This is a genomic window from Streptomyces sp. NPDC002994 (assembly GCF_040611155.1).
Classification (GTDB): domain Bacteria; phylum Actinomycetota; class Actinomycetes; order Streptomycetales; family Streptomycetaceae; genus Streptomyces.
The window spans coordinates 22,464-46,257 of the sequence record NZ_JBEXNQ010000015.1; the positions used below are offsets into that span (position 1 = coordinate 22,464).

Sequence of the window (23,794 nt, forward strand, 5' to 3'; positions counted from 1 at the left end):
GACGCGCATGCTGCCCAATTCGTACGAGCCGTACGACCTGATCACGATGGGCCGGATCGGGGTGGACCTGTATCCGCTGCAAGCCGGAGTATCGCTGGCGCAGGTCGACACGTTCGGCAAGTTCCTCGGCGGATCGGCCACCAACGTGGCGGTCGCCGCGGCCAGGCTGGGCCGGCGCACCGCCGTCGTCACCCGCACCGGGACCGACCCGTTCGGCGACTATCTCCACCAGGAACTACGGCGGTTCGGCGTCGACGACCGCTGGGTGACCGGCGTCGCGGACCTGCCGACCCCGGTGACGTTCTGCGAGATCTTTCCGCCGGACGACTTCCCGCTCTACTTCTACCGGCAGCCGAAGGCGCCGGACCTGGAACTGCGGGCCGAGGAGCTGGACCTGGACGCGATCCGTTCGGCGCGGATCTTCTGGATGACGGGCACCGGCCTGTGCGAGGAGCCGAGCCGCTCGGCGACGCTCGCGGCGCTGGAGGCCCGGGGGGCGGGCGGTGTGACGGTCTTCGACCTGGACTGGCGGCCGATGTTCTGGTCCGCTTCCGGCGACGCCCGCTCGTACTACGCCGAAGCCCTTCGGCACGCCACCGTCGCCGTCGGGAACCTCGACGAGTGCGAGGTCGCCACCGGAGAGCGCGAGCCGTACGCCGCCGCCCGCGCCCTGCTCGCCGCCCCCCGGGTCGAACTCGCCGTCGTCAAACAGGGCCCCAAGGGCGTGCTGGCCATGCACCGCGACGGTACGACGTCCGAAGCCCCGCCCGTACCCGTCGACGTACTCAACGGACTCGGGGCGGGCGACGCCTTCGGCGGAGCCCTGTGCCACGGCCTGCTCGCGGGCTGGGACCTGGAACGCGTCATGCGGTACGCCAACGCCGCCGGCGCCATCGTCGCCTCCCGGCTCGCCTGCTCCTCCGCGATGCCGCACCCGGCAGAGGTCGAGCAGGTTCTCGCGGGCGGCCGAGTCCCCGTGCAGGAGACCACGTCGTGACCACCGGCCTGCGCATCTCCGACCTCGTACGGGTACGGACCCGCCACCCCGAAGCGATCGCCGAGGCCGCCGCCCGCCGCCCCCGCCGGCCCCTGATCGGCGCGAGCGGTCGGCTCATGATCATCGCCGCCGACCACCCGGCCCGCGGCGCCCTCGGCGTCGGCGACCGCGAACTCGCCATGGCCGACCGCCCCGACCTGCTGGAGCGGCTCTGCCTCGCGCTCTCCCGCCCCGGCGTCGACGGCGTACTGGCCGCCGCCGACATCCTCGACGATCTGCTGCTCCTCGGCGCCCTCGACGGCAAGGTCGTCATCGGCTCCATGAACCGCGGCGGCCTGGCCGGCGCCGCCTTCGAACTCGACGACCGCTTCACGGGCCCCCGCGCCGAGGACCTGGAGCGCCGCGGCTTCGACGCGGGCAAGCTGCTCCTGCGCATCGACTACGACGACCCCGGATCGCTGGCCACCCTCCACGCCACGGCCCGCACCATCGATGCCATGGCCGAACGCCGGCTGCCGGTCTTCGTCGAACCGTTCATCTCCCGCCGCGTGGAGGGGAAAGTGCTCAACGACCTGAGCGCCGGGGCCGTCACCCGCTCCATCGCCATCGCCTCCGGCCTCGCCGGCACCTCCGCGTACACCTGGCTGAAGGTCCCCGTGACGGAGAACCCCGAGGACATGGCGCGGGTCATGGAGACCTCGACCCTCCCCGCCGTGCTGCTGGGCGGCGAGGTCGGCGCGGACCAGGACGGTGCGTACGAGAAGTGGCGCAAGGCGCTGCGGCTGCCGACCGTCCAGGGCCTGGTCGTCGGCCGGTCGCTGCTCTATCCGGCCGACGGTGACGTGGCGGCGGCGGTCGACACGGCCGTGGGACTGCTGTAGCGCGAGGGTGAGGGGTAGGGAGACGGCATGACGGACAACGACACACAGGTAGTACGGGCGGGAGCCGCCGCGCAGGGTCCGTACGCCCTGGACATCGACCCGAAGCGGGCCGGCTGGGGTTACTCGAGCCTGCGCGTGCTGGAGCTGCCGCCCGGTGGCTCGCACCCGCTCGCGGCCGGCGACAGTGAGTGGATCGTGCTGCCGCTCAGCGGCGGCTGCACGGTCGACGTGGAAGGCGAGAGCTTCGAACTGCTGGGCAGGAGAAGCGTGTTCAGCTCGGTCACGGACTTCGCGTACGTACCCCGCGATGTCCACGCCCGGATCTCCTCCGGCGCGGGAGGCCGCTTCGCCCTGGCAGGAGCGAGGTGCGAGCGACGACTCCCCGCCCGCTACGGCCCCGCGCCGGAGGTACCCGTCGAACTGCGCGGCACCGGCAACTGCTCGCGCCAGGTCAACAACTTCGCGGCGGCGGCCCCCGCCGGAGGCGGAAAGTCAGGAGGAAGTTTCGAGTGCGACCGGCTGATCGCGGTCGAAGTCCTCACCCCTGGCGGCAACTGGTCGTCGTACCCGCCCCACAAACACGACGAGCACCACCCGGGCGTCGAATCCGAGCTCGAAGAGATCTACTACTTCGAGGTCGAGGGGGAGAACAGTCTCGGCTATCACCGCGTCTCGCCGTCCCGCCCCGGAGGTACGGACGTCCTCGCCGAAGTCCGCACGGGCGACGCCGTTCTCATCCCCGACGGCTGGCACGGCCCGTCCATCGCCGCGCCCGGCCACACCCTCTACTACCTCAATGTGATGGCCGGCCCGGGGGAGGAGCGGGAGTGGCTGATTCGCGACCACCCCGACCACGGATGGATCCGCGACACCTGGCCTTCGCAGCCTGTAGACCCCCGACTGCCGTTGTACGGACCCGAGGAGCTGGCGCAGTGACCACCCGCCGACTGACCACCGCCCAGGCGCTGGTCGCCTTCCTCGCCCGCCAGTACACCGAGCGCGGCGGCGGCACCCGCCACCGCCTGATCGCCGGCACCTGGGGCATTTTCGGCCACGGCAACGTCGCCGGCATCGGCCAGGCGCTCCTCGAACCCGGCTCGGACGCCATGCCGTACTACCAGGGCCGCAACGAGCAGGCCATGGTGCACGCGGCGGTCGGCTACGCCCGCCAGTCCGGCCGTCTTTCCGCGCACGCCGTCACCACCTCCATCGGCCCCGGCGCCACCAACCTCGTGACCGGAGCCGCCCTCGCGACCATCAACCACCTCCCGGTCCTGCTCCTCCCCGGCGATACGTTCGCGACCCGGCCCGCCGACCCCGTGCTCCAGCAGCTGGAAGTCCCGTACGCCGGTGATGTGTCCGTGAACGACTGCCTGCGTCCGGTATCCAGGTACTTCGACCGGGTCACCCGCCCCGAGGCCCTGATCCCGGCCGCGCTCGCCGCCATGCGGGTCCTCGCCGACCCGGCGCAGACCGGCGCCGTAACCCTCGCGCTGCCGCAGGACGTGCAGGCCGAGGCGTACGACTGGCCGGAGGAGTTCTTCGCGGAGCGCGTCTGGCGGGTACGGGCTCCTGAGCCCGACCAGCATGAATTCGCCGAGGCGGTACGAGCCGTCCGCGCCGCCCGCCGCCCCCTCCTGATCGCGGGCGGCGGCGTCCACCACAGCGGCGCCGAGTCGGCCCTGGCGGCATTCGCGGAGGCCACCGGTACCCCCGTCGCCTCCACCCAGGCGGGCAAGGGATCCCTCCCGTACGACCACCCGGCGGACGTCGGCGGCATCGGCCACACCGGCACGGCCACCGCCGACGAGCTGGCCCGTACCGCTGACCTCGTGATCGGCGTAGGCACCCGCTACTCCGACTTCACCACCGCCTCCGCGACCCTCTTCCGGAGCCCGGACGTCCGCTTCGTCAACCTCAACATCACCGGCTTCGACGCCCACAAGATGGGCGCGCGGACGGTGGTCGCAGACGCCCGCGTAGCACTCGGGGCCCTCACGGACGCCCTCGCCGGCCACCGCGTCCCCGACGCCTACGTCGCCGAATACCGCGAGGCGAAGGCGCGCTGGGAGTACCGCGTAACCGCCGCCTACGCCGCGCCCGACGGGGACGAGCGGCCCACCCAGGTCCAGGTCCTCGGCGTACTCGACAGCCTCGTCACCCACGACGACATCCTCATCAACGCGGCGGGTTCACTCCCCGGTGACCTGCACAAACTGTGGCGGACCCGCTCCCGCGACCAGTACCACGTCGAATACGGCTACTCCTGCATGGGCTACGAGATCCCCGCCGCCATCGGCGTGCAGCTCGCCGCGCCCGGCCGCCCGGTGTGGGCGCTGGTCGGCGACGGTACGTACCTGATGAATCCCACCGAAATCGTCACCGCCGTGCAGGAGCGCCTCCCGATCAAGGTCGTCATCCTCCAGAACCACGGTTATGCCTCCATCGGCGGCCTCTCCGAGTCCGTGGGCGCCGAACGCTTCGGGACGGCGTACCGCTTCCGCGAGCCCGACGGCACGTACGACGGTGCGCCGCTCCCGGTCGATCTCGCCGCGAACGCCGGCTCGCTCGGGATGCACGTCATCCGCGCCAAGACCGTGCGTGACCTGCGGGAAGCTCTGGCAGAGGCGCGCCGGTCGGACCGCCCCACATGTGTCTACGTCGAGACGCGAACGCCCGACACTGTGTCGGGCGCGCCCGCCGCCCAGGCGTGGTGGGATGTTCCCGTGGCCGAGACCGCGACCCGCCCGTCGACGGTCAAGGCCCGGGAGGAGTACGACCGTCAAGCCGCTGCGCGACGCCGCCATCTCTGACCGACCCCACCGCAATACAAGGAGTTCTGGGATGAAGACCGTCAACCACTTCATCGGCGGCAAGACCGTCGAGGGCGCGTCGGGCAACTGGGGCCCGGTCACCGACCCGGCCACCGGTGAGGTGACCACGCAGGTCGCGCTCGCCTCGGTGGAGGAGGTCGACGCCGCCGTCGCGTCGGCGAAGGCCGCGTACGCGACGTGGGGCACCTCCTCCCTCGCGGCGCGCACCACGATCCTCTTCCGCTACCGCGCGCTGCTCGACGCCCACCGCGACGAGATCGCCGCGCTGATCACCGCCGAGCACGGCAAGGTCCACTCGGACGCGCTGGGCGAGGTCGCGCGTGGTCTGGAGATCGTCGAGCTGGCGTGCGGCATCACGACGCAGCTCAAGGGCGAGCTGTCCACGCAGGTGTCGAACCGCGTCGACGTCTCCTCGATCCGCCAGTCGATCGGCGTCGTGGCCGGCATCACGCCCTTCAACTTCCCGGCCATGGTGCCGATGTGGATGTTCCCGCTGGCCATCGCGTGCGGCAACACGTTCGTACTGAAGCCGAGCGAGAAGGACCCGTCGGCCTCCGTGCGGCTCGCGGAACTGGCGTCGGAGGCGGGGCTGCCCGACGGCGTACTGAACGTCCTGCACGGCGACAAGGTCGCGGTCGACGGTCTGCTCAACCACCCGGACGTGGCGGCGATCTCCTTCGTCGGCTCGACCCCGATCGCCCGCTACATCCACCAGACCGCCTCCGCGAACGGCAAGCGTGTCCAGGCGCTGGGCGGCGCGAAGAACCACATGCTGGTCCTGCCGGACGCCGACCTCGACGCGGCGGCCGATGCCGCTGTCTCGGCGGCGTACGGCTCGGCGGGTGAGCGCTGCATGGCGATCTCCGCGGTGGTGGCCGTCGGCGCGATCGGTGACGAGCTGGTCGACAAGATCCGCGAGCGCGCCGAGAAGATCAAGATCGGCCCCGGCAACGACCCGGCGTCCGAGATGGGCCCGCTGATCACCGCCGCCCACCGCGACAAGGTCGCCTCGTACGTCACGGGCGCGGCCGCGCAGGGAGCGAAGGTCGTTCTGGACGGCACGGGCCACACGGTCGAGGGCTTCGAGAACGGCCACTGGATCGGCCTGTCGCTCCTCGACGAGGTTTCGACGGACTCCGACGCGTACCGCGACGAGATCTTCGGCCCGGTGCTGTGCGTCCTGCGCGTCGACACGTACGAAGACGGCGTGGCCCTCATGAACGCGTCGCCCTTCGGCAACGGCACCGCGATCTTCACCCGCGACGGCGGCGCGGCGCGGCGCTTCCAGCTGGAGATCGAGGCCGGCATGGTCGGCGTCAACGTGCCGATCCCGGTGCCGGTCGGCTACCACTCCTTCGGTGGCTGGAAGGACTCGCTCTTCGGCGACCACCACATCTACGGCAACGACGGCATCCACTTCTACACGCGCGGCAAGGTCACGACGACCCGCTGGCCGGACCCGGCAGACGCCCCGGCAGGCGTAGACCTGGGCTTCCCCCGCAACCACTGATCCACTGGTGCCGCTCAGGACCCCCGCCGGCTACGACCGGCGGGGGTCCTGCTCACAGCGTGCCGCCGCCGGCACCGCAAGCTCGGCGCGCACCATGGCTCGACCGGACCGCCGCACACCCGGCACTGTCCCGGCCCCGACGTCGAGTGCCCGCGCTGCCACGCACGCCAGTTGTCGTCGCGCACCGGCTACGCCGGCCGCACGAGCGCGTCGGTGCCCTGCTCCGGGTTGCGGGATATCCCTGCGCTGCGGCACAGATGGTCGTACGTCGCCCGGAAGCCGTACGGCGAGAACTGCACGAGACAGCACCGGAGGTTGGCGTGGCGGACCCGGCCGGGGAGCGTCGCGTCATGGACCCGGCGCAGGTGAGTCGTGAAGCTGCTCATGCCGAAATTATTGGCGCTCCTGCCCGCCCGTACCGCATTCTTTTCGCATGCTGATCAGGGAAGCCACCGCTGAGGACTGGCCCGCCATCTGGCCGTTCTTCCACGAGATCGTTGCCGCGGGCGAGACTCTCACCTACCCGCTGCACCTCGGTGAGGACGACGCCCGCGAATGGTGGCACCTGTCCGCTCCGAACCGAACGGTCGTCGCGGTCGACGACGCCGGTACGGTCCTCGGCACGGCCAAGATGAACCGTAACCACATGGGCAACGGCTCCCACATCGCGAGCGCCACCTACCTCGTCGACCCCAAGCACTCGGGGCGGGGCGTGGGGCGGGCGCTGTGCGAGTACAGCGTGGCGTGGGCGCGGGAGGCGGGGTTCCGGGCGATGCAGTTCAACGCGGTGGTGGAGACCAACGTCCATGCCGTGAAGCTGTACCGGTCGATCGGCTTCGAGGTGATCGGGACGCTCCCCGAAGGGTTCAACCACCCCACCCAGGGCTACGTCGGCCTGCACATCATGCACTTGGCTCTCCGATGACCGAGATGCGCGAGATACGCGCGCTGCACACGGACACGACCGTCACCGTCTACCAGGCGTACGCCCCGGCGATCGGCCTCCCGGCTGCCCGCGACGGACGTTTCCCCGCTGTGTGGAAGCGGGACCGGATGACGTGGATCAAGCCGTCGTTTCTGTGGATGATGTACCGCTGCGGCTGGGGCGCGAAGCAGGACCAGGAGACCGTCCTCGCTGTCGAGATCACCCGCGACGGCTTCGACTGGGCCCTGCGCAACGCCTGCGTGTCGCACTATTCCCCCGGCCTCCACCCCGACCAGGCCGCCTGGAAGCGCCAGTTGAGGCAGGCGGCCGCCCGCGTTCAGTGGGATCCGGAGCGCGACGTACAGCTGAATCAGCTCCCGTACCGCTCGCTCCAACTCGGCCTGGCGGGCGAGGCGGCGCGGCGGTACGCGGACGAGTGGACCGTGTCCATCACCGACGTCACGCCGCTCGCCCACGAGATCCATGCCCTGGTGAGGGCGGGCGATACGGACGCCGCCGCGCGGCTGCTGCCGCACGAGCGGGTCTATCCGGCAGGGGCGGAACTGCTTGCTCCGCTGGGCGGCGCGGCGTGACCGCTGTCGCCGGCGCGCCCAAGGGGGGACTGCGAAGCTGAAGCCCGCAACCTGCGTGAACTTGAACCGAGTCCAGGCCGGGAAGCCCAGGGTGGCACAAGTCCCCGGCCGTCCGTCACGGGGGAGACGGGCGGCCGGGGCTGTCTGCGAGGAGCAGTGTCACCCGTCCGGCCGGGTCAGTTGATGGGGCTTTCCCAGACGGCCAGCCAGACGTCGTTGGGTGCGCCGTCGGCGACGCAGGTGTACTGGATGAGGTTGTTGCCCTGGCCGGTACCGCCTCTGACGTTGAGACACTTACCGCTTTCCTTGACCACGATCTGGTAGCCGATGCCCTTGGGAACCAGCTTCCACAGTTCGTTGGCCGCGTTGCCGCAGGTGTACTGGATGACCTGAGTACCGTCGGCGATGCCACCTCCCTTGACGTTGAGGCACTTGCCGCTGCCGACGGACTTGAACCGGAAGTAGCCACCGCCCGCCGCTTCGGGTTCCCACCGCTCGTTGGTCGTTCCTGACCAGGGCCACTGGATCACCGGGGCGAGATCCTCCATGGAGGCGCCCTTGACGTTGGCCACCTGTCCCGCGTTGCTGGCAAGGCGCAGGGTGACCTGCTGGACGTTGACCGAGGCCACACGTGACTCGGTCGGTGTGCCGGCCGACGCCGGGGAGATCGTTCCCCATGCCATCGTGCTGCCGAGCGCGGCGGCCACTGCTGCGGCGGCGACGCTGTAGCGCTTGCCCGTGGTCTTCATGATGATTTCTCCCGCCTTCTGGTGGCCGTCAGCGGCCACCCGCCAACTACCTGTCGTGGTCAGCTCAACACGTTCCGTGTGATAAGCGGAATAGTCGCCGCCGGGCAGAGAGGGGCATTCGCCGTCCCACGGCACCCTCTCGTACGCCCGGCTCTATGCGCCGGGGTCACTCCCACGGGATGTTTCGGAGGGTCCGGCCATGACAAGGGCCGGATCCTCGCCGGCAAAGAAACGACGTCTTCGTGGCCTAGGGCGGAAAGCGCCGGTCCCCGTCCGCTTCCTGGGCTAGCCGCGCCACGAGTGACTCCCATTCAGCGTCGGCATTCTCACGCTGAATGAGTCGGTCCGTAGCCTTGGCGACGGGTGGGTTGTCGAGGCGACACAGCGCCCACTGGTAGAACCAGTACCACCGTTCATCCAGGCGCCCCATGGCGGACCGCAGGCTCATGCACACTGAGTCCGCCCACCACCAGCGGCCCGCACCCACGGCCAGCAGCAGGGACGAGAGCCGCCTACGCGCCGCCATCAGCAACCTCCGGCAGCGACTCGTGACATGTCGCGCGGAAGAACGCGGTCGTGATGGCCCGGAACCCGGTGTGCCGGGTACGGCCCGCGTGCCACAGACACCACTCCTCCAAGATGCCCCGCTCACCGGGCTCCGGCGCCTCATGACACGTCGTGCACTCCACCTCATTGATCGGCCCACTGCCCGAGACATCAAGGCTCAGCGTCCAGTCCACAAAGCGCAGCACCCTCCCGACCCGCGCCTGCCCGTCACCCTTCACCGCTTCACCGCCATCGTGTCCGCGCCGTACACCCGCACTGCGGGCGCCTTGTTGAAGACGAGCACCAGCACCAAGCCGCCCGCCGCATACCGGTACGCGCGTACGGCGACGACCTCAAGCCACCGGCCCCGGACACACACCCAGTCCCCACGCCGCAGCCGCAGCGCGATCATCCGACGCTCAACCAACACGCTGATCACCGCCAGCAGGCGCCGAAACCTCAGCCCATACGACCTTGCCGAGCCCCGTACGCTCGCCTACCGCCCACCGATCGGCAAGCGCATCGACCAGCCACAGCCCGCGCCCACCGTCCCCGTCACCGCCGGGGGTAGACAGACTCGGCAGCTTGCACGAGCCGTCGTGCACCTCGATGCGCAGCCCGCCGAGCATCCGGAAGAAGCGCGTCTCGATGTCCTGCCCCGGTACGCAGGCATGACGGCCGGCATTGGTCAGCAGTTCCGAGAGGATCACCAGCGCGGAGTCCTCGATGGCCGAGAGCTCCCAGCCCATCAGCGCCTCGCGTAGTGCGGCCCGCGCTTGCCTGACGCAACGTGGGTCATCAGCCCACCGCAGTACCACCGCGTCACCCGCGCTGGGGTCAGCACTAGGCAGCGCGTCGATGACCAACGGGCGTTCTCTGTTCGCCCTCACCGGGTGACCGCCACCCCATGAATGACACGCGGCCCGATGTCGACCCCGTGCCCGGCCAGCCACAGGGCCCGACGCCGCTGCCGCCGCAACCGCAGTTCCGCACGCTCCCACCGCTGACGGGCAGCCTCCGAGCGTGATCGAACAGGCGTGGTGATCACCTCGGGCAGGGCGGGGGCAGGTGCGGAGGCGAGGGGTAGGGCGGAGTGGCAGAGCAGCAGTTGTCGCCGGGTGGACGGTGTCGGATGAGGGCTCGATTCTCCCCGCCGGTGACGACCCACAGGGGGAAGCAAGAGCCGCATCAGCAACTCAACGAGACGGACGGTAGTTTGGTTCATGTCAGCGCTCCCAAAAGCGTTGGCCACGCCCCGGACCGTTTGAGCGGTCGCGGGGGTCTTAGCCGTCAACTCTTCTGGGGGACAAGCGACCTGACTTCCCCGCGCTGGGTACCCCCATCATGGGTAGGCTGAAGGTCAGGCCAATACGGCACTTTTACAACAGCAGGCGTGACGGGGCAGCGTATGACCGCGTACAACCCGCCGACAGCGCTACCGCGCAACATCTTGGAGCGGTCGGACGTGAGAACCGCGATCGCAGCTCACGACTTCGGCACCGTGTTCCGTATCGCGCGCAGCGAAGCCAGGATCAGCTACTCCAAGATCGCGGCTGAATGCGACATCAAGCCGGAGCGCGTTGGTTCGCTGGCGCGCGGCGAGGGCAGCGTCACCACATTTGACAAGATCGCGCGGATTGCTGATGCCTTACGGATCCCGGGGCACCTACTTGGCCTTGCCGCCCGCGAGTGGGAGAAATCCGAGTCTTCTGGTCGCGTCCACAGCACGCCCGCACGCCCTAACGCCACAAAGCGAGATGGAGACGACACAGTGCGGCGCAGGGAGTTCTTCATGGCATCGGCCGGAGTCGGATTAGCGGCGAGCTTGCCCGAGCTCGACCAGATCGACACGGGACGCCGGATCGGCCGCAGCGTCCCCGATCAGCTACGGATGCGCACGGCGCGTCTGCGCCGCCTTGACGACATCCTTGGTGGGGGCGACACCTACCGCGTCTACCTTGGTGAGTACCAAGCAACCAAGCGCCTGATCCGAAATCAGAGCTACACAGAGGAGACAGGGCGTGCCCTGCTGTCCGTGCTTGCCGAGCAGGCGCAGCAAGCCGGATGGGCCGCGTTTGACGGAGGCAAGGACGCTGACGCCAGCAGTCTCTACGAGGACAGCTACCAGGTAGCCAAGGACGCGGGAGACACCGCGCTCGCCGGAAATGCCCTCGCCTTCCTTGCTTACCAGAAGATTAACGGTGACCGGCGCGCCGGAGTCCAGACTGCTGAACGGTCATGCCGTACAGCCGGCCCTGACGCCCCGCCCGGAGTCCGCACTTTGCTGTACGAGCGCCTTGCGTGGGCGTACGCAGTAGGCGGAGATGCTGACGGGACCCAGCAAGCACTCAACGCCGCCGAGGCCGCACTCAGTGAGGACGACGGAACGCGGCAACCTGACTGGGCGACCTGGGTGGATCGCAATGAACTCCAGATCATGACCGGTCGCTGTTGGACAGAACTACGCCGTCCACTCCGAGCAGTCCCCGTTCTGGAGGAAGCACTAGCTCACTACGACGACGCCCACGCACGTGACAAGAGCCTGTACCTCTCATGGCTGGCTGACTCCTACCTCTCCGCCGGAGAGGTCGAGCAGGCGGCGAGCATCACTGGTCGTGCCTTGGAACTCTCGGCCGGAGTAGCGTCCGTACGTCCGCGTCAACGGATCAGGCCGACCCTTCAGCAACTCAGTGCCTACCGCGAACTACCGGCGGTTGCTGAAGTTCTGGAAATGGCCAGTTCCTGAGGCCGCGAGCATAGGGCAGGCGGCGTAGAAGGACTCGGTGCGCCATCGCGCCCCTTCCCGAGTACGCTCGAAAATGGATTTAGCGCCTCTTGGGCGAGCCGCTTACGTGGGGTAACCAATGCTGCACCGTGCCGACAATGTGTCTCTCCGCTTCCAGAAATCCCTATTCGGCTCCAAGGGGCGGGTGTGGGTCCACATCGGCTCCGAAATCATCCGCGCCGTAATCCGCGTGAGTCAAGAGACGTACCTAGAAGTACAGAAGCAGCAGTGGCAGCGGCCACATCTCTTGTGCACCCTAGGTGACCGTGCGTATTGGCAATTCGAGGGCAAGTTCTATTGGGATAATGACGGGCTAAGTGAAGATGATGTCTATGCCTTGCTGGTTACCAGGCAGCAGCGGGAACGGCAGCGCATTGACCGGGCAAGGGCAATGGTGGCCATGGGGGAAGAGCCGCGCATCCGTGAACGCGGGCACATTCCGGACGATGTCAAACAGCTCGTTGGATCCGCGATCAGGGACGATGTCGAGTGTGTGGATCCACCTCAGAGTTGCAGTACGACCACATCATTCCGGTGGCTATGGGTGGGTCCAGCGAGCTGGACAATCTTCAACTGCTGTGTGGGCCGTGTAACCGGCGCAAGGGTCCTGGTCTGACGTTGCCCTAAGTTGCGTTTTGCAACTGTCGGTCATGGGTGGTGTTGCGCTGTGTGGACATCAGGTTTCGGTGCATCCACAAACGCGGACTGATGCGTCATGGCGTGCCCGGTGCGGTGGTGGAGTCCACCCATTGCAGGTACGCGTCCGCCCCGGCGACGATAGGCACGGCCGATACCTCAGGATTCTTCCATGGGTGATGGCGCAACAAGTGCGCCTCGATCTCGGCGTATCGGTCGGCACGGGTCTTGAACAAGAGCTGCCACTCTTCACCGGTACCGAACTCGCCCTGATGCCAGAAGGCGGAGACCACCGGACCGACGATCTGAACCCCGGCCGCCAGCCGTACCGCCACCACCGACTGTGCCAGCTTTACGGCCGCCTCGCGGCTCTCCGTCGCTGTGGACACCTGAAGAAAGTCAGCCATGCAGGGAGCCTATCTGCGCGCCACCCTTTGACTCAAAGGAGTATGAACGCGGCTTGACATGGATCAAGCCGTCGTTTCTGTGGATGATGTGCCGCTGCGGCTGGGGCGCGAAGCAGGAGCAGGAGACCGTCCTCGCTGTCGAGATCACGCGCGACGGCTTCGACTGGGCCCTGCGCGACGCCTGCCTGTCACACTACGCACCCGGCCTCCACCCCGACCAGGCCGCCTGGAAGGCCAGTTGAGGCAGGCGGCCGCCCGCGTTCAGTGGGATCCGGAGCGCGACGTACAGCTGAATCAGCTCCCGTACCGCTCGCTCCAACTGGGCCTGGCGGGCGAGGCGGCGCGGCGGTACGCGGACGAGTGGACCGTGTCCATCACCGACGTCACGCCGCTCGCCCACGAGATCCATGCCCTGGTGAGGGCGGGCGATACGGACGCCGCCGCGCGGCTGCTGCCGCACGAGCAGGTCTATCCGGCAGGGGCGGAACTGCTCGCTCCGCTGGGCGGCGCGGCGTAACCGCCGGGGCCGCCCAGGGGTTACCGCCCTCGCCGTCGGACACTGCGATTAACGTGTGCCCTTTGGCGGACCCGCTACTCGACTGGGAGGTCCTGACATGGCCAGTAAGTTCACCGAGCTTGCGATCGACTGTGCCGATCCCAACGGTCTCGCCCGGTTCTGGTGCTCGGTCCTTGACTACGAGGTGCAGGACGAAGGCGACGGGATTGTCACAATTGGCTCCCCTGTGGTGCCGGAAGACAAGAACCACGTTGGCCCAGTGCCACCGACGTTGACATTCGCGCGGGTGCCCGAGGGCAAGAGCGTCAAGAACAGGCTCCACATCGACGTCAACCCAACCGACAGGGAGCAAGACGAAGAGGTCCGCCGCCTGCTCGAACTGGGTGCTCGACACGCCGACGTCGGCCAAACCGGCGAGGAGAGCTGGGTCACCCTTGCCGACCCGGAGGGGAACGAGTTCTGCGTCCTCGCGAGCCGCCGCCCCTGACCTGCACGGCGGAGAGTTCGAGGTATCGCGGCCCGCTGCCCGGCAACGGATGATGCCGCAGCGACTGCGACCTGATCTCGCTCCCTGGGCGGCGGCGCGGCGTAATCGCTGCCGCCCAGGGGGACGTAGAGGCGAGGGGTCAGAGTACGTCGACGTAGTCGCCTGCGGCTGCTACCGCCGGGGTGGTGGACGTGCCGGCGAAGTTCCAGCGCCAGTAGCCGTCCGAGGCGGCCGTGACGGTGGTCTTCAGGTTGCCCGTTCCGTCGCTCGTCACGGTCTTGACGGTGGTGTACGTGGTGCTGCCCTTCGGGCGGAACTGGAGGCGCACGGGCTGGCCGGTGTATCCGGCGTAGATGCGCCTGTCCCAGTTGGCGCGGGCCAGTTTGCCCGTGACCGTGATCGTCTTGCCCTTGGTGACCGGCTCGGGCGAGGCGTTGACGCTGAGCGTGGAGCGCCGCTGGACGGGGTGGGTGCCGTAGACCTCGCCGTAGTAGTCGCCGTCCTTGGCCGAGACCTGGACGTTCACGTTCCACCGACCCGCGAGAGTGTTTCGCGGCAGGTCGATGTCACTTTCGAGCTGGACGGTGAGCTTGCACGTCGAGGTCGTGGCACTGGAAGCGGTGCACGTCGGGACGCCGTGGAACGTCCAGTAGTCGTCCCCCACTTCGCGGTCGATGCTGAGCCACCGCTGGCCGCTGTGGTTGATCCCCGAGTCGTCGGAGGCGGTCACCGAGATGGTGAACGACTCCGTCCGGGACGTGCCGAAGACGACGGCCTTGCCGCCGTTGACAGAGACCTTGTTGATTACCACACCGGTCTCCGCCGCGGACGCCGCCGGAGCGGCGGTGAGAGCGGAGCCGGAAAGTACCAGGGTGCCGGTGAGGAAGGCACCTATGGCTTTTGCGCGCATGAATCCCCATATGTTTCGAGCCGCCCGCGACCGACCGTGCAAACCCCCCGGTCACGGGCATGACAGATTGCGCGTGAGGATAGCGCGCGAGCCAACGGTGTCCGCACCCGAGTGGCCGTTGCTTTGATCATCAAGCGATCTCAGCAATCCCGGCGTCTCCGCCGGAATGGTCCGTAACGGTCTCACCAGAGCGCGAGTTGCGCGCCAGTGTCCTGTTGACGGTCTCCCGTTTCCTTCCCGGCCCGGGGGCTGGGGATCGCGCCACCTGCCCGCCCCGTCCCGGCCTTGCGGCGCGGGCGGGTGGTGCGGGTCTTCCGGTCGGCTCCACGGGGCTTCGACTCCGCCTTGGCGAGGTCCAGGTCTCCGGCCACTCCGGTACCTGTCGTGCGGGCCGCGAGGGCGACCAGGTTGTGTCCGGCGTTGGCGTCCCGGTCGAGGACCAGGCCGCAGTTGTCGCACTCGAAGACGCGCATGCTGAGGGGCAGCTTGGCTTTCACCACACCGCAGCGCGAGCAGGTCTTCGAGGAGGGGAACCAGCGGTCGGCGACGACGAGTCGCGTGCCGTGCCGCCGGGTCTTGTAGGTGAGCTGGCGTGGGATCTCGCCGAACGCGGCATCCGCGACGCGGCGGGACAGGCGCCGGTTGCGGCCCATTCCACCGACGTTTAGGTCTTCGACGACGATCGTGCCGTACTCGCAGGCGAGGCGGGTCGTCATCTTGTGGACGGTGTCCTCCCGGAGGTTCGCAACCCGGTGATGGATCTTGTTCCGCGCCTGGTTGGCCTTCTCCCAGCGCTTCGACGCCTGCTGACCGGTGCACCGGTCAGGGCCGCGGCGGCGCGAGACGATCCGGTTGGCGCGGCGCAGCTGCTTCTGCGCGCCGTCCAGGTGGCGCTGGTTCGGCTCCTCGCCGAGGACACCGTCGCTGTCCGCGAGGACCGCGAGGGTCTTGATGCCGAGGTCGATACCGACCGCCGCATCCGGGCGGGCAACTTTCACCAGCTCGTGCTTCTCCTCGACCTGCAACGACACGAACCAGCGCCCCCGGTCCAGACATGCGGTCGCGGACAGGATCCGCATGTTCCCCGCGTCGACGAGGGCCCGCAGGTGGGAGGCGTCCTCGTGAAGGCGGACCGTGCCGATCCTGGGCAGGGTGACGTGCCGCCCGTCAGGCTCGATACGGATCGTTCCGGTGGTGAACCGGCAAGCCAGGCGCGCTTTCCGCTTCGACTTGAAGCGGGGGATGCCCATCTTGCGGCCCTTGCGCTTACCGCTCTTCGACTTCGTGTAGTTGTCGAACGCCGCCGACGCGTTGGCCAGGCCGGTGTTGTACGCCTCCTTGGAGTTCTCCTCCCACCAGTCGGCGAAGCGCGGGTTGGTGCGCTTGTCCTCGTTGAACGCCTTCCGCAGCGAGGGCAGCGACCACGACCGCCACGGAGTCAGCTCGTCCTCGGGGATGCCATAAGACTGCTCGGCCTTCCGCTGCCACCACACGGCGGTGATGTACGCGACGGCCCAGTTGTACGCGGCCCGCGCCCCACCTCCGTGCGAATGCAGGTGGCGGTTGGTCGTGGCGTTCGGGTCCAGCGCCAGCTTGTGCGCGAGGACGGTGAAGCCCGGCTGCGGCTTGAACTTCTTCATCCGGCCACCTCCGGGCCGGTGGCGACGGCGACGGCCCGGGTGACGCGATTCTTCGCGGAGCGGCGGCCGTACAGACGGGCGCACATCGAGGTCAGGACCTCGGTGATGTCCCGTACGAGGTCGTCGGCGGTCTCTGCTGGGTCGAGGACAACCAGGCGCCGTCCCGTGGCCGAGAGAGCGGCCTCCAGGTTCTCGACGCCGAACCGGGCGAGGCGGTCTCGGTGCTCGACCACGATCGTCTCCACACCCGGGTCGGCAAGCAGGCGGTGCAGCTTGCGTCGGCGCCCGTTCAAGCCGGAGCCGACCTCCGTCACCACGTCAGCGACGGCGAGTCCCCGGTCCGTTGCGCCCTGCACGGTCCGGGCGACCTGGCGCTCCAGGTCCGCTTTCTGGTCACCGGACGAGACACGGCAGTACGCCACGACCCGCCCGGTGGCCTGCGGGGCGGGCTCGGTCACGAGCCATGTACCGGACGGCGTCTGGACTACCGGGACCGGCATACGGCCCTCTTTCGCCCAGGTCCACGCGGTAGTGCACGCCGTTGCGTGCCGCCCACTCGGAAAGCTTCACGATGTCAGGATATTCACTGAGGATACTGGATATCCGCTGAATGAAATAGGAACTGTTGTTTACCCTCCTCCGGACGCGGCGACGCCCACCGACGCCCGGAGGAGTGGATCACGCGGCTAGAACAGCGAGTGCAGGAGCCTGTTCGGGGAGCCGGTGCGCGGGTCCTGGACCTTGTTGGGGGTGGCGTTGCTGACCAGGGCGTCGCGGACCTGGGCCGGGGTGGCCGTGGGGTTGGCCGAGACGTAGAGGGCGGCTACGCCCGCGGTGTGGGGCGCGGCCATCGACGTACCGGAGATGGTGTTCGTGGCCGTGTCGTTGTCCTTCCAGGCCGAGGTGACGCTCACGCCCGGCGCGAACAGGTCCAGGCAGGTGCCGTAGTTGGAGAACGACGCGCGGCGGTCGCTGCTGTCGGTCGCGCCGACGGTGATGGCCTCGGGAACCCGGGCGGGGGAGTAGTTGCACGCGTTGGCGGGCCAGCCGAGGAAGTTGCCGTTGCCTGCCGCGACGGCGTAGCTGACGCCCGAGGCGATGGACTTCTTCACCGCGTTGTCGAGGGAGGTGTTCGCGCCGCCGCCCAGGCTCATGTTGGCCACGGCCGGCTTCTGCGCGTTCGCCGTCACCCAGTCGACACCGGCGATGACGCCCGCCGTCGTACCGGAGCCCGCGCAGTCCAGGACGCGCACCGCCACCAGCTTGACGGCCTTCGCGACGCCGTACGTCTTGCCGCCGACCGTGCCCGCGACATGCGTGCCGTGGCCCTGGCAGTCCTGGCCGTTCTGGCCGCCGCCCACCGTGTCCGTGCCGACCGTGGCGCGGCCGCCGAACTCACTGTGGGAGGTGCGGATTCCGGTGTCGATGATGTACGCGGAGACGTTCGACGCGGTGGTGTTGTAGGTGTACGTCGTGGAGAGCGGGAGGTTGCGCTGGTCCACGCGGTCGAGGCCCCAGGTGGCGTTCGTCTGCGTCTCGTTGAGCCGGACCCGGGAGTCCTGCTCGACGTACGCGACCTTCGGGTCCGAGGCCAGCTTCGCGGCCCGTGTCGTGGACATCGTGGCGGAGAAGCCCTTGAGGGCACTGCGGTAGACGTGCTTCGGCGTGACGCCCAGGTCGGCGGCGCGCGTCGTGCCGTCCTTCAGGACGACAATCCAGCTGTTTTCGACCGCCGTTGAGGACGGGGCCAGACGGAGGTCACCGGCGGGCGCGCTCTGTGCTGTGGGAGGGCCTGCGAGCTGGAGACCGGCTGCGAGGGCTATGACGGGTATCAGGGCCCCTGCGCGGCGGAGAGTGGGTCTCATTGTGTCGTGCACCTGACCTTTCGTTGACCGGATCGCGGGCAATTACGGGTTGCGTGGTGCGGTGTGGTGCGGATGCGCAGCACAGGGTCTCGTGCGGCGCACAAGTGCACAAGGTCGTGCTACGGGCGGAATCAAGCCAAAGAGATACCTGCTGCGCGCAGGCGCTCGGCTGCCGTCGTCCAGTCGGGCGGGGAGAGGGGTTTGGGCGCATTCGTGCCTACGTCCATGTCCTTGAAGCCACTGGAGGTCGAGACGCAGACCACCGGCCCCTCCCCGTCGGACGGCGGCAGTTGGCGCATCCCCGCCAAGCCCGCCGCCGCCGAAACCTCCGCCCACAGTCCGCAGCCCGCCAGTTCCGCCCGCGCCGCGCCCATCTCCGCGTCCGTCACGCGCAGCGCCCGCCCGCCGCTCTCCCGCACCGCGACCACGCCCCGGTAGCCGCTCACCGTGCAGTCGATCGCGTACGCCGAGGTGGGGGCCTCCGGGACCGTTGCCGCCGGGAGGCCACCGTCCAGCGCCGTCGCCAGCGGGGCGCCGCCCGCCGGCTCGCAGGCGTACATCCGGGGCGTACGGGCGGCGAGACCGAGGCGGACCAGTTCCGCGAAGCCCTTCCATACGCCGAAGAGCAGCTCGCCGTATCCCGTCGGGACGAACACCGCCGCCGGGACCCCGAGTTCGGCGTGGATCTCGTACGCGACGGTCTTGTAGCCCTCCGGGCCGAAGGCGTGGCCGGTGTGCGCGGCGGCGGTGAGGTTGCTGACGGGGTGGTAGCCGAGGCGGTCGGCGATCTGCCGCATCAGGGGCCACCGCTCGTGCTGGGGTACGGGGAGGACGACCGCGCCGTACGCGTCCAGGAACGACTGAACGGCTGGCGGGGCGCCCGCCGACGCCAGCACCACGCAGCGCAGACCCGCGCGCGCCGCGTACGCCGCCGCCGACGCGCCGTGGTTGCCGGAGGAGGCCACCACGATGCCCGGCGCGCCCGAGCCGACCGCCGCGCTGACCGTGCAGCGGTTCAGGCGGTCCTTGTGGCTCCAGGTGGGGTTGCGGGACTCGTCCTTGATCCAGACGCCGTCGGGAAGTTCGACGAGCGGGGTGCGGCCCTCGCCCAGGCCCGGGGCGCGGAGCGGCGGCAGGAGCGGCGCCCAGCGGTCGATGCCGCCCCGGTCGGGTGCCGGGTCGAAGAGGGTGCTCGGTACGTCGTCGTACGCGTAGTCCACCTCGACCGGGTACGCCATGGCGGCGGTACTGGTGGCCGGGCAGCCGGCGGTCAGCGGCGGCCACAGCGGGTAGCGGACCTCGGGGTCGCCGAGCGAGCGCTGGCCCGTCGCGAGCGAGGACTCCGTCGCGAGCGAGGCAGAGGCGGCGCTCACTCGAAGGTCCAGGTCAGCATCGCGAACTCGCCGTCGTCCTTGGCCTGCGCCGAGCGGTACGTCGCCAGCGCCGCGTCGTTGTCCCGGTCCACGCCCACCCACATGTCGTAGCAGCCGCGCTCCTTCGCGACCTCCGCCAGCGCCCGTGTCAGGACCCGGCCGATGCCGCGCCGCCGGTGCGCCTCGTCGACGGACAGTTCGTACAGGCACATTTCGGTGCCTTTGTCCGGGTGGGTCATCTCGATGCCCGAGACCATCCCGACGGGCTCCCCGCCGACGTACGCGATGAGCATCAGATGGCCGGGCGCGGCCAGGAAACGCTCGGCCCAGTCCGGGCGGGCCGGTCCGTCGTAGAGGTGTTCGGCGGCGGTCAGTTCGGCCACTGTCGTCGCTTGTCGGACGACCGGTCGGATGTCCATCGGGCTCCCCTCGCTACTCCCACCGCGGTACGGGCCGGCGGCCTCGTACTCCTTGAGTACTCCAGAGGCTTCCATCTGCGGGCAGCATCGGCTGTCATACCCGGGACCTAGGGTTCAGGTATGAAGCTACGCATTCCCCGCAGCCGGGCGTTCGCCGGTGCGGCCGCCGCGTGTGCCGTCCTCGTCGGGGGCGGTACGTGGACGGCCGTCGCCTCGGACAATGACGCGTCGCCCGCCGTGCACCGCGAGGAACGGATCATGAGGATGGACGGGGGCGGAGCCGAGGACGGGGTGAGAATCGACACCTCGTTCTTCACGGCGGACGGAACGGACGGAACTGACGAAACGGACGGCGGACCCGAAAAGCGGCCCGCCGTCCTCCTCGGCCACGGCTTCGGCGGCAGCAAGCGCGACGTACAGGCGCAGGCCGAGCAGCTGGCCAGGGACGGGTACGCCGTGCTGACCTGGTCCGCGCGGGGCTTCGGGAAGTCGACCGGGAAGATCGGGCTGAACGATCCGGACGGCGAGGTCAAGGACGTATCGCGGCTGATCGACTGGCTCGCAGAGCGCCCCGAGGTGCGGCTCGACGCGAAGGGCGATCCGCGTGTCGGCGTCAGCGGTTCGTCGTACGGCGGCGCGGTCTCGCTCCTCGCAGCGGGACATGACAAGCGGGTCGACGCCGTCGCACCGCAGATCACCTACTGGAACATGGCCGACGCGCTCTTCCCCGACGGGGTCTTCAAGAAGCTCTGGGCCGGAATCTTCATCAACACGGGTGGCGGCTGCGAGAGGTTCGAGAAGCGGCTGTGCGAGATGTACGAACGGGTCGCGGTCAGCGGAAAGCCGGACGCCGCCGCCCGTGACCTGCTGGAGGCGCACAGCCCGTCCGCCGTCGGCGACCGCATCAACGTGCCCGCCCTCATCGTCCAGGGCCAGAACGACTCGCTGTTCCCGCTCGACCACGCCGACGCGATGGCGAAGGCGATCGACGGCAACGGCGCGCCCGTCGCCGTCGACTGGATCGCGGGCGGGCACGACGGCGGGGACCGTGAGAGGGCCCGCGTGGAGGGCCGGATCACCGATTGGTTCGACCGCTACCTGAAGGGGGAGAAGGGCACGGACACCGGGCCCGCCTTCCGTGTCACCCGTACCGGAGGTGTCTCCTCCACGGACGGTGCGGCCCAGCTGAGGGGCGCCACCAGCGACCGTTACCCGGGTCTCGAAGCCGGGCGGCGGGAGTTGAAGCTGGCGACCGGCAAGCGCGAGCAGCACTTCGCCAATCCGGCCGGCGCGAACCCGCCCGCCATCTCCGCCGTACCGGGCGTCGGGGCGCTGTCCCAGCTCTCTGGGCTCGGCGTCGGGCTCTCCCTCGACTTCCCCGGCCAGAACGCCCGCTTCGAGACCGCCGCGCTCGCCTCCGACCTGCGCGTCACCGGCACGCCGACCGTCAAGGTCAAGGTGAAGTCGGACCGCGACGACGCCGTCCTGTTCGGCAAGGTGTACGACGTGAGCGCGGACGGGCGCCAGCAGGTGCTGCCCTCGCAGCTCGTCTCGCCGCTGGGCGTCACCGGCGCCGGTGCGAAGGACGGCGCCACCGTCGAGTTCCGGCTGCCGGCGATCGACCACGAGGTCAGGGCCGGGCACCGGCTGCGCGTCGTGCTGGCCACCACCGACCTCGCGTACGCGTCCCCGGCCGACCCGGGGGCGTACAGCGTCTCCCTCGCAGGCGACGGGACGCTCAGCGTGCCCACCGCGTCCGGTGTGAACACGCAGGCGGCCCCGCTCCCGTGGTGGGTCTGGGGGCTGCCCGCGATCGGCGCCGCCCTGGCCGCCGCGCTGCTGGTCACCGCCCGGCGGCGGGCCACGGCGCCCGCGCCGGACCCGGCGCTCGCCGAGGTGCCGCTGCAGATCACCGACCTGACGAAGAAGTACGCCAAGTCGGCCGACCGGTATGCCGTACGGGATCTGTCCTTCCGCGTCGAGAAGGGACAGGTGCTCGGGCTCCTCGGGCCGAACGGCGCGGGCAAGACGACCACCCTGCGCATGCTCATGGGCCTCATCACGCCGGACAGCGGCGAGATCCGGGTCTTCGGGCACGCCATCAGGCCGGGGTCGCCCGTGCTCTCGCGCGTCGGCTCGTTCGTCGAGGGCGCCGGCTTCCTGCCGCACCTGACCGGGCGCGCCAACCTGGAGCTGTACTGGCAGGCCACCGGCCGGCCTCCCGAGGACTCCCGCATGGAGGAGGCCCTGGAGATCGCGGGGCTCGGCGACGCGCTGGAGCGTGCGGTACGGACGTACTCGCAGGGCATGCGGCAGCGCCTCGCCATCGCACAGGCCATGCTCGGCATGCCGGACCTGCTCATCCTCGACGAGCCGACGAACGGCCTCGACCCGCCCCAGATCCGCGAGATGCGCGAAGTGATGATCCGGTACGCGGCGGCGGGCCGCACCGTCATCGTCTCCAGCCACCTCCTCTCGGAGGTCGAGCAGTCCTGCACGCATCTGGTCGTGATGGACCGGGGGCAGCTGATGCAGGCCGGACCCGTGGCGGAGATCACCGGTGGCACGGACACGCTGCTCGTGACGACGGAGGGCGAGGTGAGCGAGGCGATGGCCGAGAAGGTGGCCGGGCTGCCGGGCATCGGGTCCGCCGTACGCACCGACGAAGGCCTGCTCGTACGGCTGGACGGGGCGTCACCGAGCACGCTCATCGGCGAACTGGTCCGTCTGGACGTTCCGTTGACGGGTGTCGGTCCGAACCGCCGCCTGGAGGACGCGTTCCTCACCCTGATCGGAGGCTCCTCCGCATGAGCACCAACGTCATTGAACCGGGCACCGAATCCGCCCCCGGATATCGGCCGGGACACACCCTCCCGCTGCGCGTCGAGGCGATGCGGCAGTGGCGCAGGCGGCGCACGATGGTCATGGCCGCCGTGCTGGGCGCCCTGCCACTCATCCTGATCGCGGCTTTCGCGATCGGCGGCACGCCCGGCAGGGAGGGCGGCCGGGTCACCCTGATGGACACCGCCACCGCGTCCGGCGCCAACTTCGCCGCGACCTGCCTGTTCGTGTCCGCCGGCTTCCTGCTGGTGGTGCCGGTGGCGCTGTTCTGCGGCGACACGGTGGCCTCCGAGGCCAACTGGTCCTCGCTGCGCTACCTGCTCGCCGCGCCGGTGCCACGCGCCCGGCTGCTGTGGAGCAAGCTCGCGGTGGCGCTGGCCTTCAGCCTCGCCGCGATGGTGCTGCTGCCGGTCGTGGCGCTGGTGACGGGGTCGATCGCGTACGGCTGGGGATCGTTGGAGCTGCCGACGGGCGGGTCGCTGCCGGCCGGGGACGCCATACCGCGCCTCGCGCTGGTCGTGGCCTTCATCTTCGTCTCGCAGCTGGTCACCGCGGCTCTCGCCTTCTGGCTGTCGACGAAGACCGACGCCCCGCTGGGCGCGGTCGGCGGCGCGGTCGGTCTGACGATCGTGGGCAATGTGCTGGACGCGGTGACGGCGCTGGGGTCCTGGCGCGACTTCCTGCCCGCACACTGGCAGTTCGCGTGGGCGGACGCGCTTCAGCCGCAGCTGGAGTGGGGCGGAATGCTGAAGGGGGCCGCGGTATCGGTGACGTACGCACTGGTGCTCTTCGCGCTCGCCTTCCGGGGATTCGGCCGCAAGGACATCGTGTCCTGAGGGCGGGACGCGGCAAGGGCATCGTGTCGTGACGGCGGGTCGG

At 69.5% G+C, this 23,794-nt stretch carries 23 protein-coding genes and 2 pseudogenes; 13 read left to right on the top strand and 12 right to left on the bottom strand.

Annotated features, from left to right (window positions below; translation table 11 throughout):
• Positions 1–7: 7 nt before the first annotated feature.
• Genes iolC through mmsA form a run of 5 tightly spaced genes read left to right on the top strand, consistent with a single transcriptional unit; the run spans position 8 to position 6,222 of the window.
• A complete protein-coding gene (gene iolC, locus ABZX79_RS21145) occupies positions 8–997 on the top strand; it encodes a 5-dehydro-2-deoxygluconokinase (protein ID WP_355259693.1) in 990 nt (329 codons plus the stop codon).
• Entirely contained in the window at positions 994–1,878 is an 885-nt protein-coding gene (locus ABZX79_RS21150; RefSeq protein ID WP_355259695.1) for a deoxyribose-phosphate aldolase, read from the top strand. The genes iolC and ABZX79_RS21150 overlap by 4 nt, the downstream gene beginning before the upstream one ends.
• A 27-nt stretch (positions 1,879–1,905) precedes the next feature.
• Positions 1,906–2,814 (top strand): 5-deoxy-glucuronate isomerase, encoded by a 909-nt coding sequence (iolB, locus tag ABZX79_RS21155; RefSeq protein WP_355259698.1) that lies wholly within the window; start codon positions 1,906–1,908, stop codon positions 2,812–2,814.
• Positions 2,811–4,691, top strand: a complete 1,881-nt coding sequence (gene iolD, locus ABZX79_RS21160) for a 3D-(3,5/4)-trihydroxycyclohexane-1,2-dione acylhydrolase (decyclizing) (protein WP_355259701.1) — start codon at positions 2,811–2,813, stop codon at positions 4,689–4,691. Before iolB ends, iolD begins: the two co-directional genes overlap by 4 nt.
• A gap of 31 nt (positions 4,692–4,722) precedes the next feature.
• Positions 4,723–6,222 carry a CoA-acylating methylmalonate-semialdehyde dehydrogenase gene (gene mmsA / locus ABZX79_RS21165; protein WP_355259704.1) on the top strand — a complete coding sequence of 500 codons (1,500 nt, stop codon included), beginning with the start codon at positions 4,723–4,725 and terminating at the stop codon, positions 6,220–6,222.
• Between the two features lie 188 nt (positions 6,223–6,410).
• Here the strand turns inward: mmsA and ABZX79_RS21170 are convergent, their stop codons facing one another.
• Entirely contained in the window at positions 6,411–6,608 is a 198-nt protein-coding gene (locus ABZX79_RS21170) for a hypothetical protein (protein WP_355259707.1), read from the bottom strand.
• Positions 6,609–6,655: 47 nt separating this feature from the next.
• Here ABZX79_RS21170 and ABZX79_RS21175 point away from each other — a divergent pair, with 47 nt between their 5' ends.
• A complete protein-coding gene (locus tag ABZX79_RS21175; protein WP_355259710.1) occupies positions 6,656–7,147 on the top strand; it encodes a GNAT family N-acetyltransferase in 492 nt (163 codons plus the stop codon).
• Positions 7,144–7,740 carry a DUF4291 domain-containing protein gene (locus ABZX79_RS21180; protein WP_355259713.1) on the top strand — a complete coding sequence of 199 codons (597 nt, stop codon included), beginning with the start codon at positions 7,144–7,146 and terminating at the stop codon, positions 7,738–7,740. The genes ABZX79_RS21175 and ABZX79_RS21180 overlap by 4 nt, the downstream gene beginning before the upstream one ends.
• A gap of 176 nt (positions 7,741–7,916) precedes the next feature.
• Here the strand turns inward: ABZX79_RS21180 and ABZX79_RS21185 are convergent, their stop codons facing one another.
• From ABZX79_RS21185 to ABZX79_RS21200, 4 genes are all read right to left on the bottom strand, one after another.
• Entirely contained in the window at positions 7,917–8,489 is a 573-nt protein-coding gene (locus ABZX79_RS21185) for an RICIN domain-containing protein (protein WP_355259716.1), read from the bottom strand.
• A gap of 512 nt (positions 8,490–9,001) precedes the next feature.
• Positions 9,002–9,274 carry a hypothetical protein gene (locus ABZX79_RS21190; protein WP_355259719.1) on the bottom strand — a complete coding sequence of 91 codons (273 nt, stop codon included), beginning with the start codon at positions 9,272–9,274 and terminating at the stop codon, positions 9,002–9,004.
• Positions 9,271–9,465: a hypothetical protein gene (locus ABZX79_RS21195; protein ID WP_355259722.1), complete on the bottom strand. Its 195-nt coding sequence runs from the start codon at positions 9,463–9,465 to the stop codon at positions 9,271–9,273. Before ABZX79_RS21195 ends, ABZX79_RS21190 begins: the two co-directional genes overlap by 4 nt.
• Positions 9,455–9,901, bottom strand: a complete 447-nt coding sequence (locus tag ABZX79_RS21200; protein WP_355259725.1) for an ATP-binding protein — start codon at positions 9,899–9,901, stop codon at positions 9,455–9,457. Before ABZX79_RS21200 ends, ABZX79_RS21195 begins: the two co-directional genes overlap by 11 nt.
• A gap of 542 nt (positions 9,902–10,443) precedes the next feature.
• Here ABZX79_RS21200 and ABZX79_RS21205 point away from each other — a divergent pair.
• Together ABZX79_RS21205 and ABZX79_RS21210 are read left to right on the top strand one after the other, a co-directional pair.
• Entirely contained in the window at positions 10,444–11,781 is a 1,338-nt protein-coding gene (locus ABZX79_RS21205) for an XRE family transcriptional regulator (RefSeq protein ID WP_355259728.1), read from the top strand.
• 528 nt (positions 11,782–12,309) lie between these two features.
• On the top strand, positions 12,310–12,447 hold the full coding sequence (locus ABZX79_RS21210; protein WP_355259731.1) for an HNH endonuclease signature motif containing protein: 138 nt from the start codon (positions 12,310–12,312) through the stop codon (positions 12,445–12,447).
• An 86-nt stretch (positions 12,448–12,533) separates the two neighbouring features.
• Here the strand turns inward: ABZX79_RS21210 and cutA are convergent, their stop codons facing one another.
• Positions 12,534–12,863 (bottom strand): divalent-cation tolerance protein CutA, encoded by a 330-nt coding sequence (cutA, locus tag ABZX79_RS21215; protein ID WP_355259734.1) that lies wholly within the window; start codon positions 12,861–12,863, stop codon positions 12,534–12,536.
• 53 nt (positions 12,864–12,916) lie between these two features.
• Here cutA and ABZX79_RS21220 point away from each other — a divergent pair.
• Positions 12,917–13,380 (top strand): annotated as a pseudogene (locus ABZX79_RS21220) (DUF4291 domain-containing protein); the annotation flags it as partial.
• 97 nt (positions 13,381–13,477) lie between these two features.
• Entirely contained in the window at positions 13,478–13,867 is a 390-nt protein-coding gene (locus ABZX79_RS21225; RefSeq protein ID WP_355259737.1) for a VOC family protein, read from the top strand.
• Positions 13,868–14,006: 139 nt separating this feature from the next.
• Here ABZX79_RS21225 and ABZX79_RS21230 read toward each other — a convergent pair whose 3' ends face one another.
• The 6 genes and pseudogenes from ABZX79_RS21230 to ABZX79_RS21255 form a co-directional block, all read right to left on the bottom strand.
• Positions 14,007–14,777 carry a hypothetical protein gene (locus ABZX79_RS21230; RefSeq protein WP_355259740.1) on the bottom strand — a complete coding sequence of 257 codons (771 nt, stop codon included), beginning with the start codon at positions 14,775–14,777 and terminating at the stop codon, positions 14,007–14,009.
• Between the two features lie 182 nt (positions 14,778–14,959).
• Positions 14,960–16,417 carry an IS607 family element RNA-guided endonuclease TnpB gene (gene tnpB / locus ABZX79_RS21235; protein ID WP_355259743.1) on the bottom strand — a complete coding sequence of 486 codons (1,458 nt, stop codon included), beginning with the start codon at positions 16,415–16,417 and terminating at the stop codon, positions 14,960–14,962.
• A pseudogene (locus ABZX79_RS21240) lies at positions 16,414–16,987 on the bottom strand (IS607 family transposase). The gene tnpB and the pseudogene ABZX79_RS21240 overlap by 4 nt, the downstream one beginning before the upstream one ends.
• 116 nt (positions 16,988–17,103) lie before the next feature.
• Positions 17,104–18,294, bottom strand: a complete 1,191-nt coding sequence (locus ABZX79_RS21245; RefSeq protein ID WP_355259746.1) for a S8 family peptidase — start codon at positions 18,292–18,294, stop codon at positions 17,104–17,106.
• 119 nt (positions 18,295–18,413) lie between these two features.
• Positions 18,414–19,655, bottom strand: coding sequence for a pyridoxal-phosphate dependent enzyme (locus ABZX79_RS21250; RefSeq protein WP_355259749.1), 1,242 nt, complete (start codon positions 19,653–19,655; stop codon positions 18,414–18,416).
• Positions 19,652–20,149, bottom strand: coding sequence for a GNAT family N-acetyltransferase (locus ABZX79_RS21255; RefSeq protein ID WP_355259752.1), 498 nt, complete (start codon positions 20,147–20,149; stop codon positions 19,652–19,654). The genes ABZX79_RS21250 and ABZX79_RS21255 overlap by 4 nt, the downstream gene beginning before the upstream one ends.
• 45 nt (positions 20,150–20,194) lie before the next feature.
• Between ABZX79_RS21255 and ABZX79_RS21260 the strand changes: the two genes are divergently transcribed.
• The gene (locus ABZX79_RS21260; RefSeq protein WP_355259755.1) at positions 20,195–22,885 is read left to right on the top strand and encodes an alpha/beta fold hydrolase; all 2,691 of its coding nucleotides are present in this window, start codon (positions 20,195–20,197) and stop codon (positions 22,883–22,885) included.
• A complete protein-coding gene (locus tag ABZX79_RS21265) occupies positions 22,882–23,751 on the top strand; it encodes an ABC transporter permease (RefSeq protein ID WP_355259758.1) in 870 nt (289 codons plus the stop codon). The genes ABZX79_RS21260 and ABZX79_RS21265 overlap by 4 nt, the downstream gene beginning before the upstream one ends.
• The last annotated feature ends 43 nt before the right edge of the window (positions 23,752–23,794 follow it).

Bases quoted from the DNA above. Each gene is read 5' to 3' on its own strand.
- ABZX79_RS21225 (WP_355259737.1), top strand. From the start codon at position 13,478: ATGGCCAGTAAGTTCACCGAGCTTGCGATCGACTGTGCCGATCCCAAC.
- mmsA (WP_355259704.1), top strand. From the start codon at position 4,723: ATGAAGACCGTCAACCACTTCATCGGCGGCAAGACCGTCGAGGGCGCG.
- tnpB (WP_355259743.1), bottom strand. From the start codon at position 16,417: ATGAAGAAGTTCAAGCCGCAGCCGGGCTTCACCGTCCTCGCGCACAAG.
- ABZX79_RS21185 (WP_355259716.1), bottom strand. From the start codon at position 8,489: ATGAAGACCACGGGCAAGCGCTACAGCGTCGCCGCCGCAGCAGTGGCC.
- ABZX79_RS21205 (WP_355259728.1), top strand. From the start codon at position 10,444: ATGACCGCGTACAACCCGCCGACAGCGCTACCGCGCAACATCTTGGAG.
- ABZX79_RS21175 (WP_355259710.1), top strand. From the start codon at position 6,656: ATGCTGATCAGGGAAGCCACCGCTGAGGACTGGCCCGCCATCTGGCCG.
- ABZX79_RS21170 (WP_355259707.1), bottom strand. From the start codon at position 6,608: ATGAGCAGCTTCACGACTCACCTGCGCCGGGTCCATGACGCGACGCTC.
- iolC (WP_355259693.1), top strand. From the start codon at position 8: ATGCTGCCCAATTCGTACGAGCCGTACGACCTGATCACGATGGGCCGG.
- iolB (WP_355259698.1), top strand. From the start codon at position 1,906: ATGACGGACAACGACACACAGGTAGTACGGGCGGGAGCCGCCGCGCAG.
- ABZX79_RS21180 (WP_355259713.1), top strand. From the start codon at position 7,144: ATGACCGAGATGCGCGAGATACGCGCGCTGCACACGGACACGACCGTC.
- ABZX79_RS21230 (WP_355259740.1), bottom strand. From the start codon at position 14,777: ATGCGCGCAAAAGCCATAGGTGCCTTCCTCACCGGCACCCTGGTACTT.
- ABZX79_RS21260 (WP_355259755.1), top strand. From the start codon at position 20,195: ATGAAGCTACGCATTCCCCGCAGCCGGGCGTTCGCCGGTGCGGCCGCC.
- cutA (WP_355259734.1), bottom strand. From the start codon at position 12,863: ATGGCTGACTTTCTTCAGGTGTCCACAGCGACGGAGAGCCGCGAGGCG.
- ABZX79_RS21265 (WP_355259758.1), top strand. From the start codon at position 22,882: ATGAGCACCAACGTCATTGAACCGGGCACCGAATCCGCCCCCGGATAT.
- ABZX79_RS21255 (WP_355259752.1), bottom strand. From the start codon at position 20,149: ATGGAAGCCTCTGGAGTACTCAAGGAGTACGAGGCCGCCGGCCCGTAC.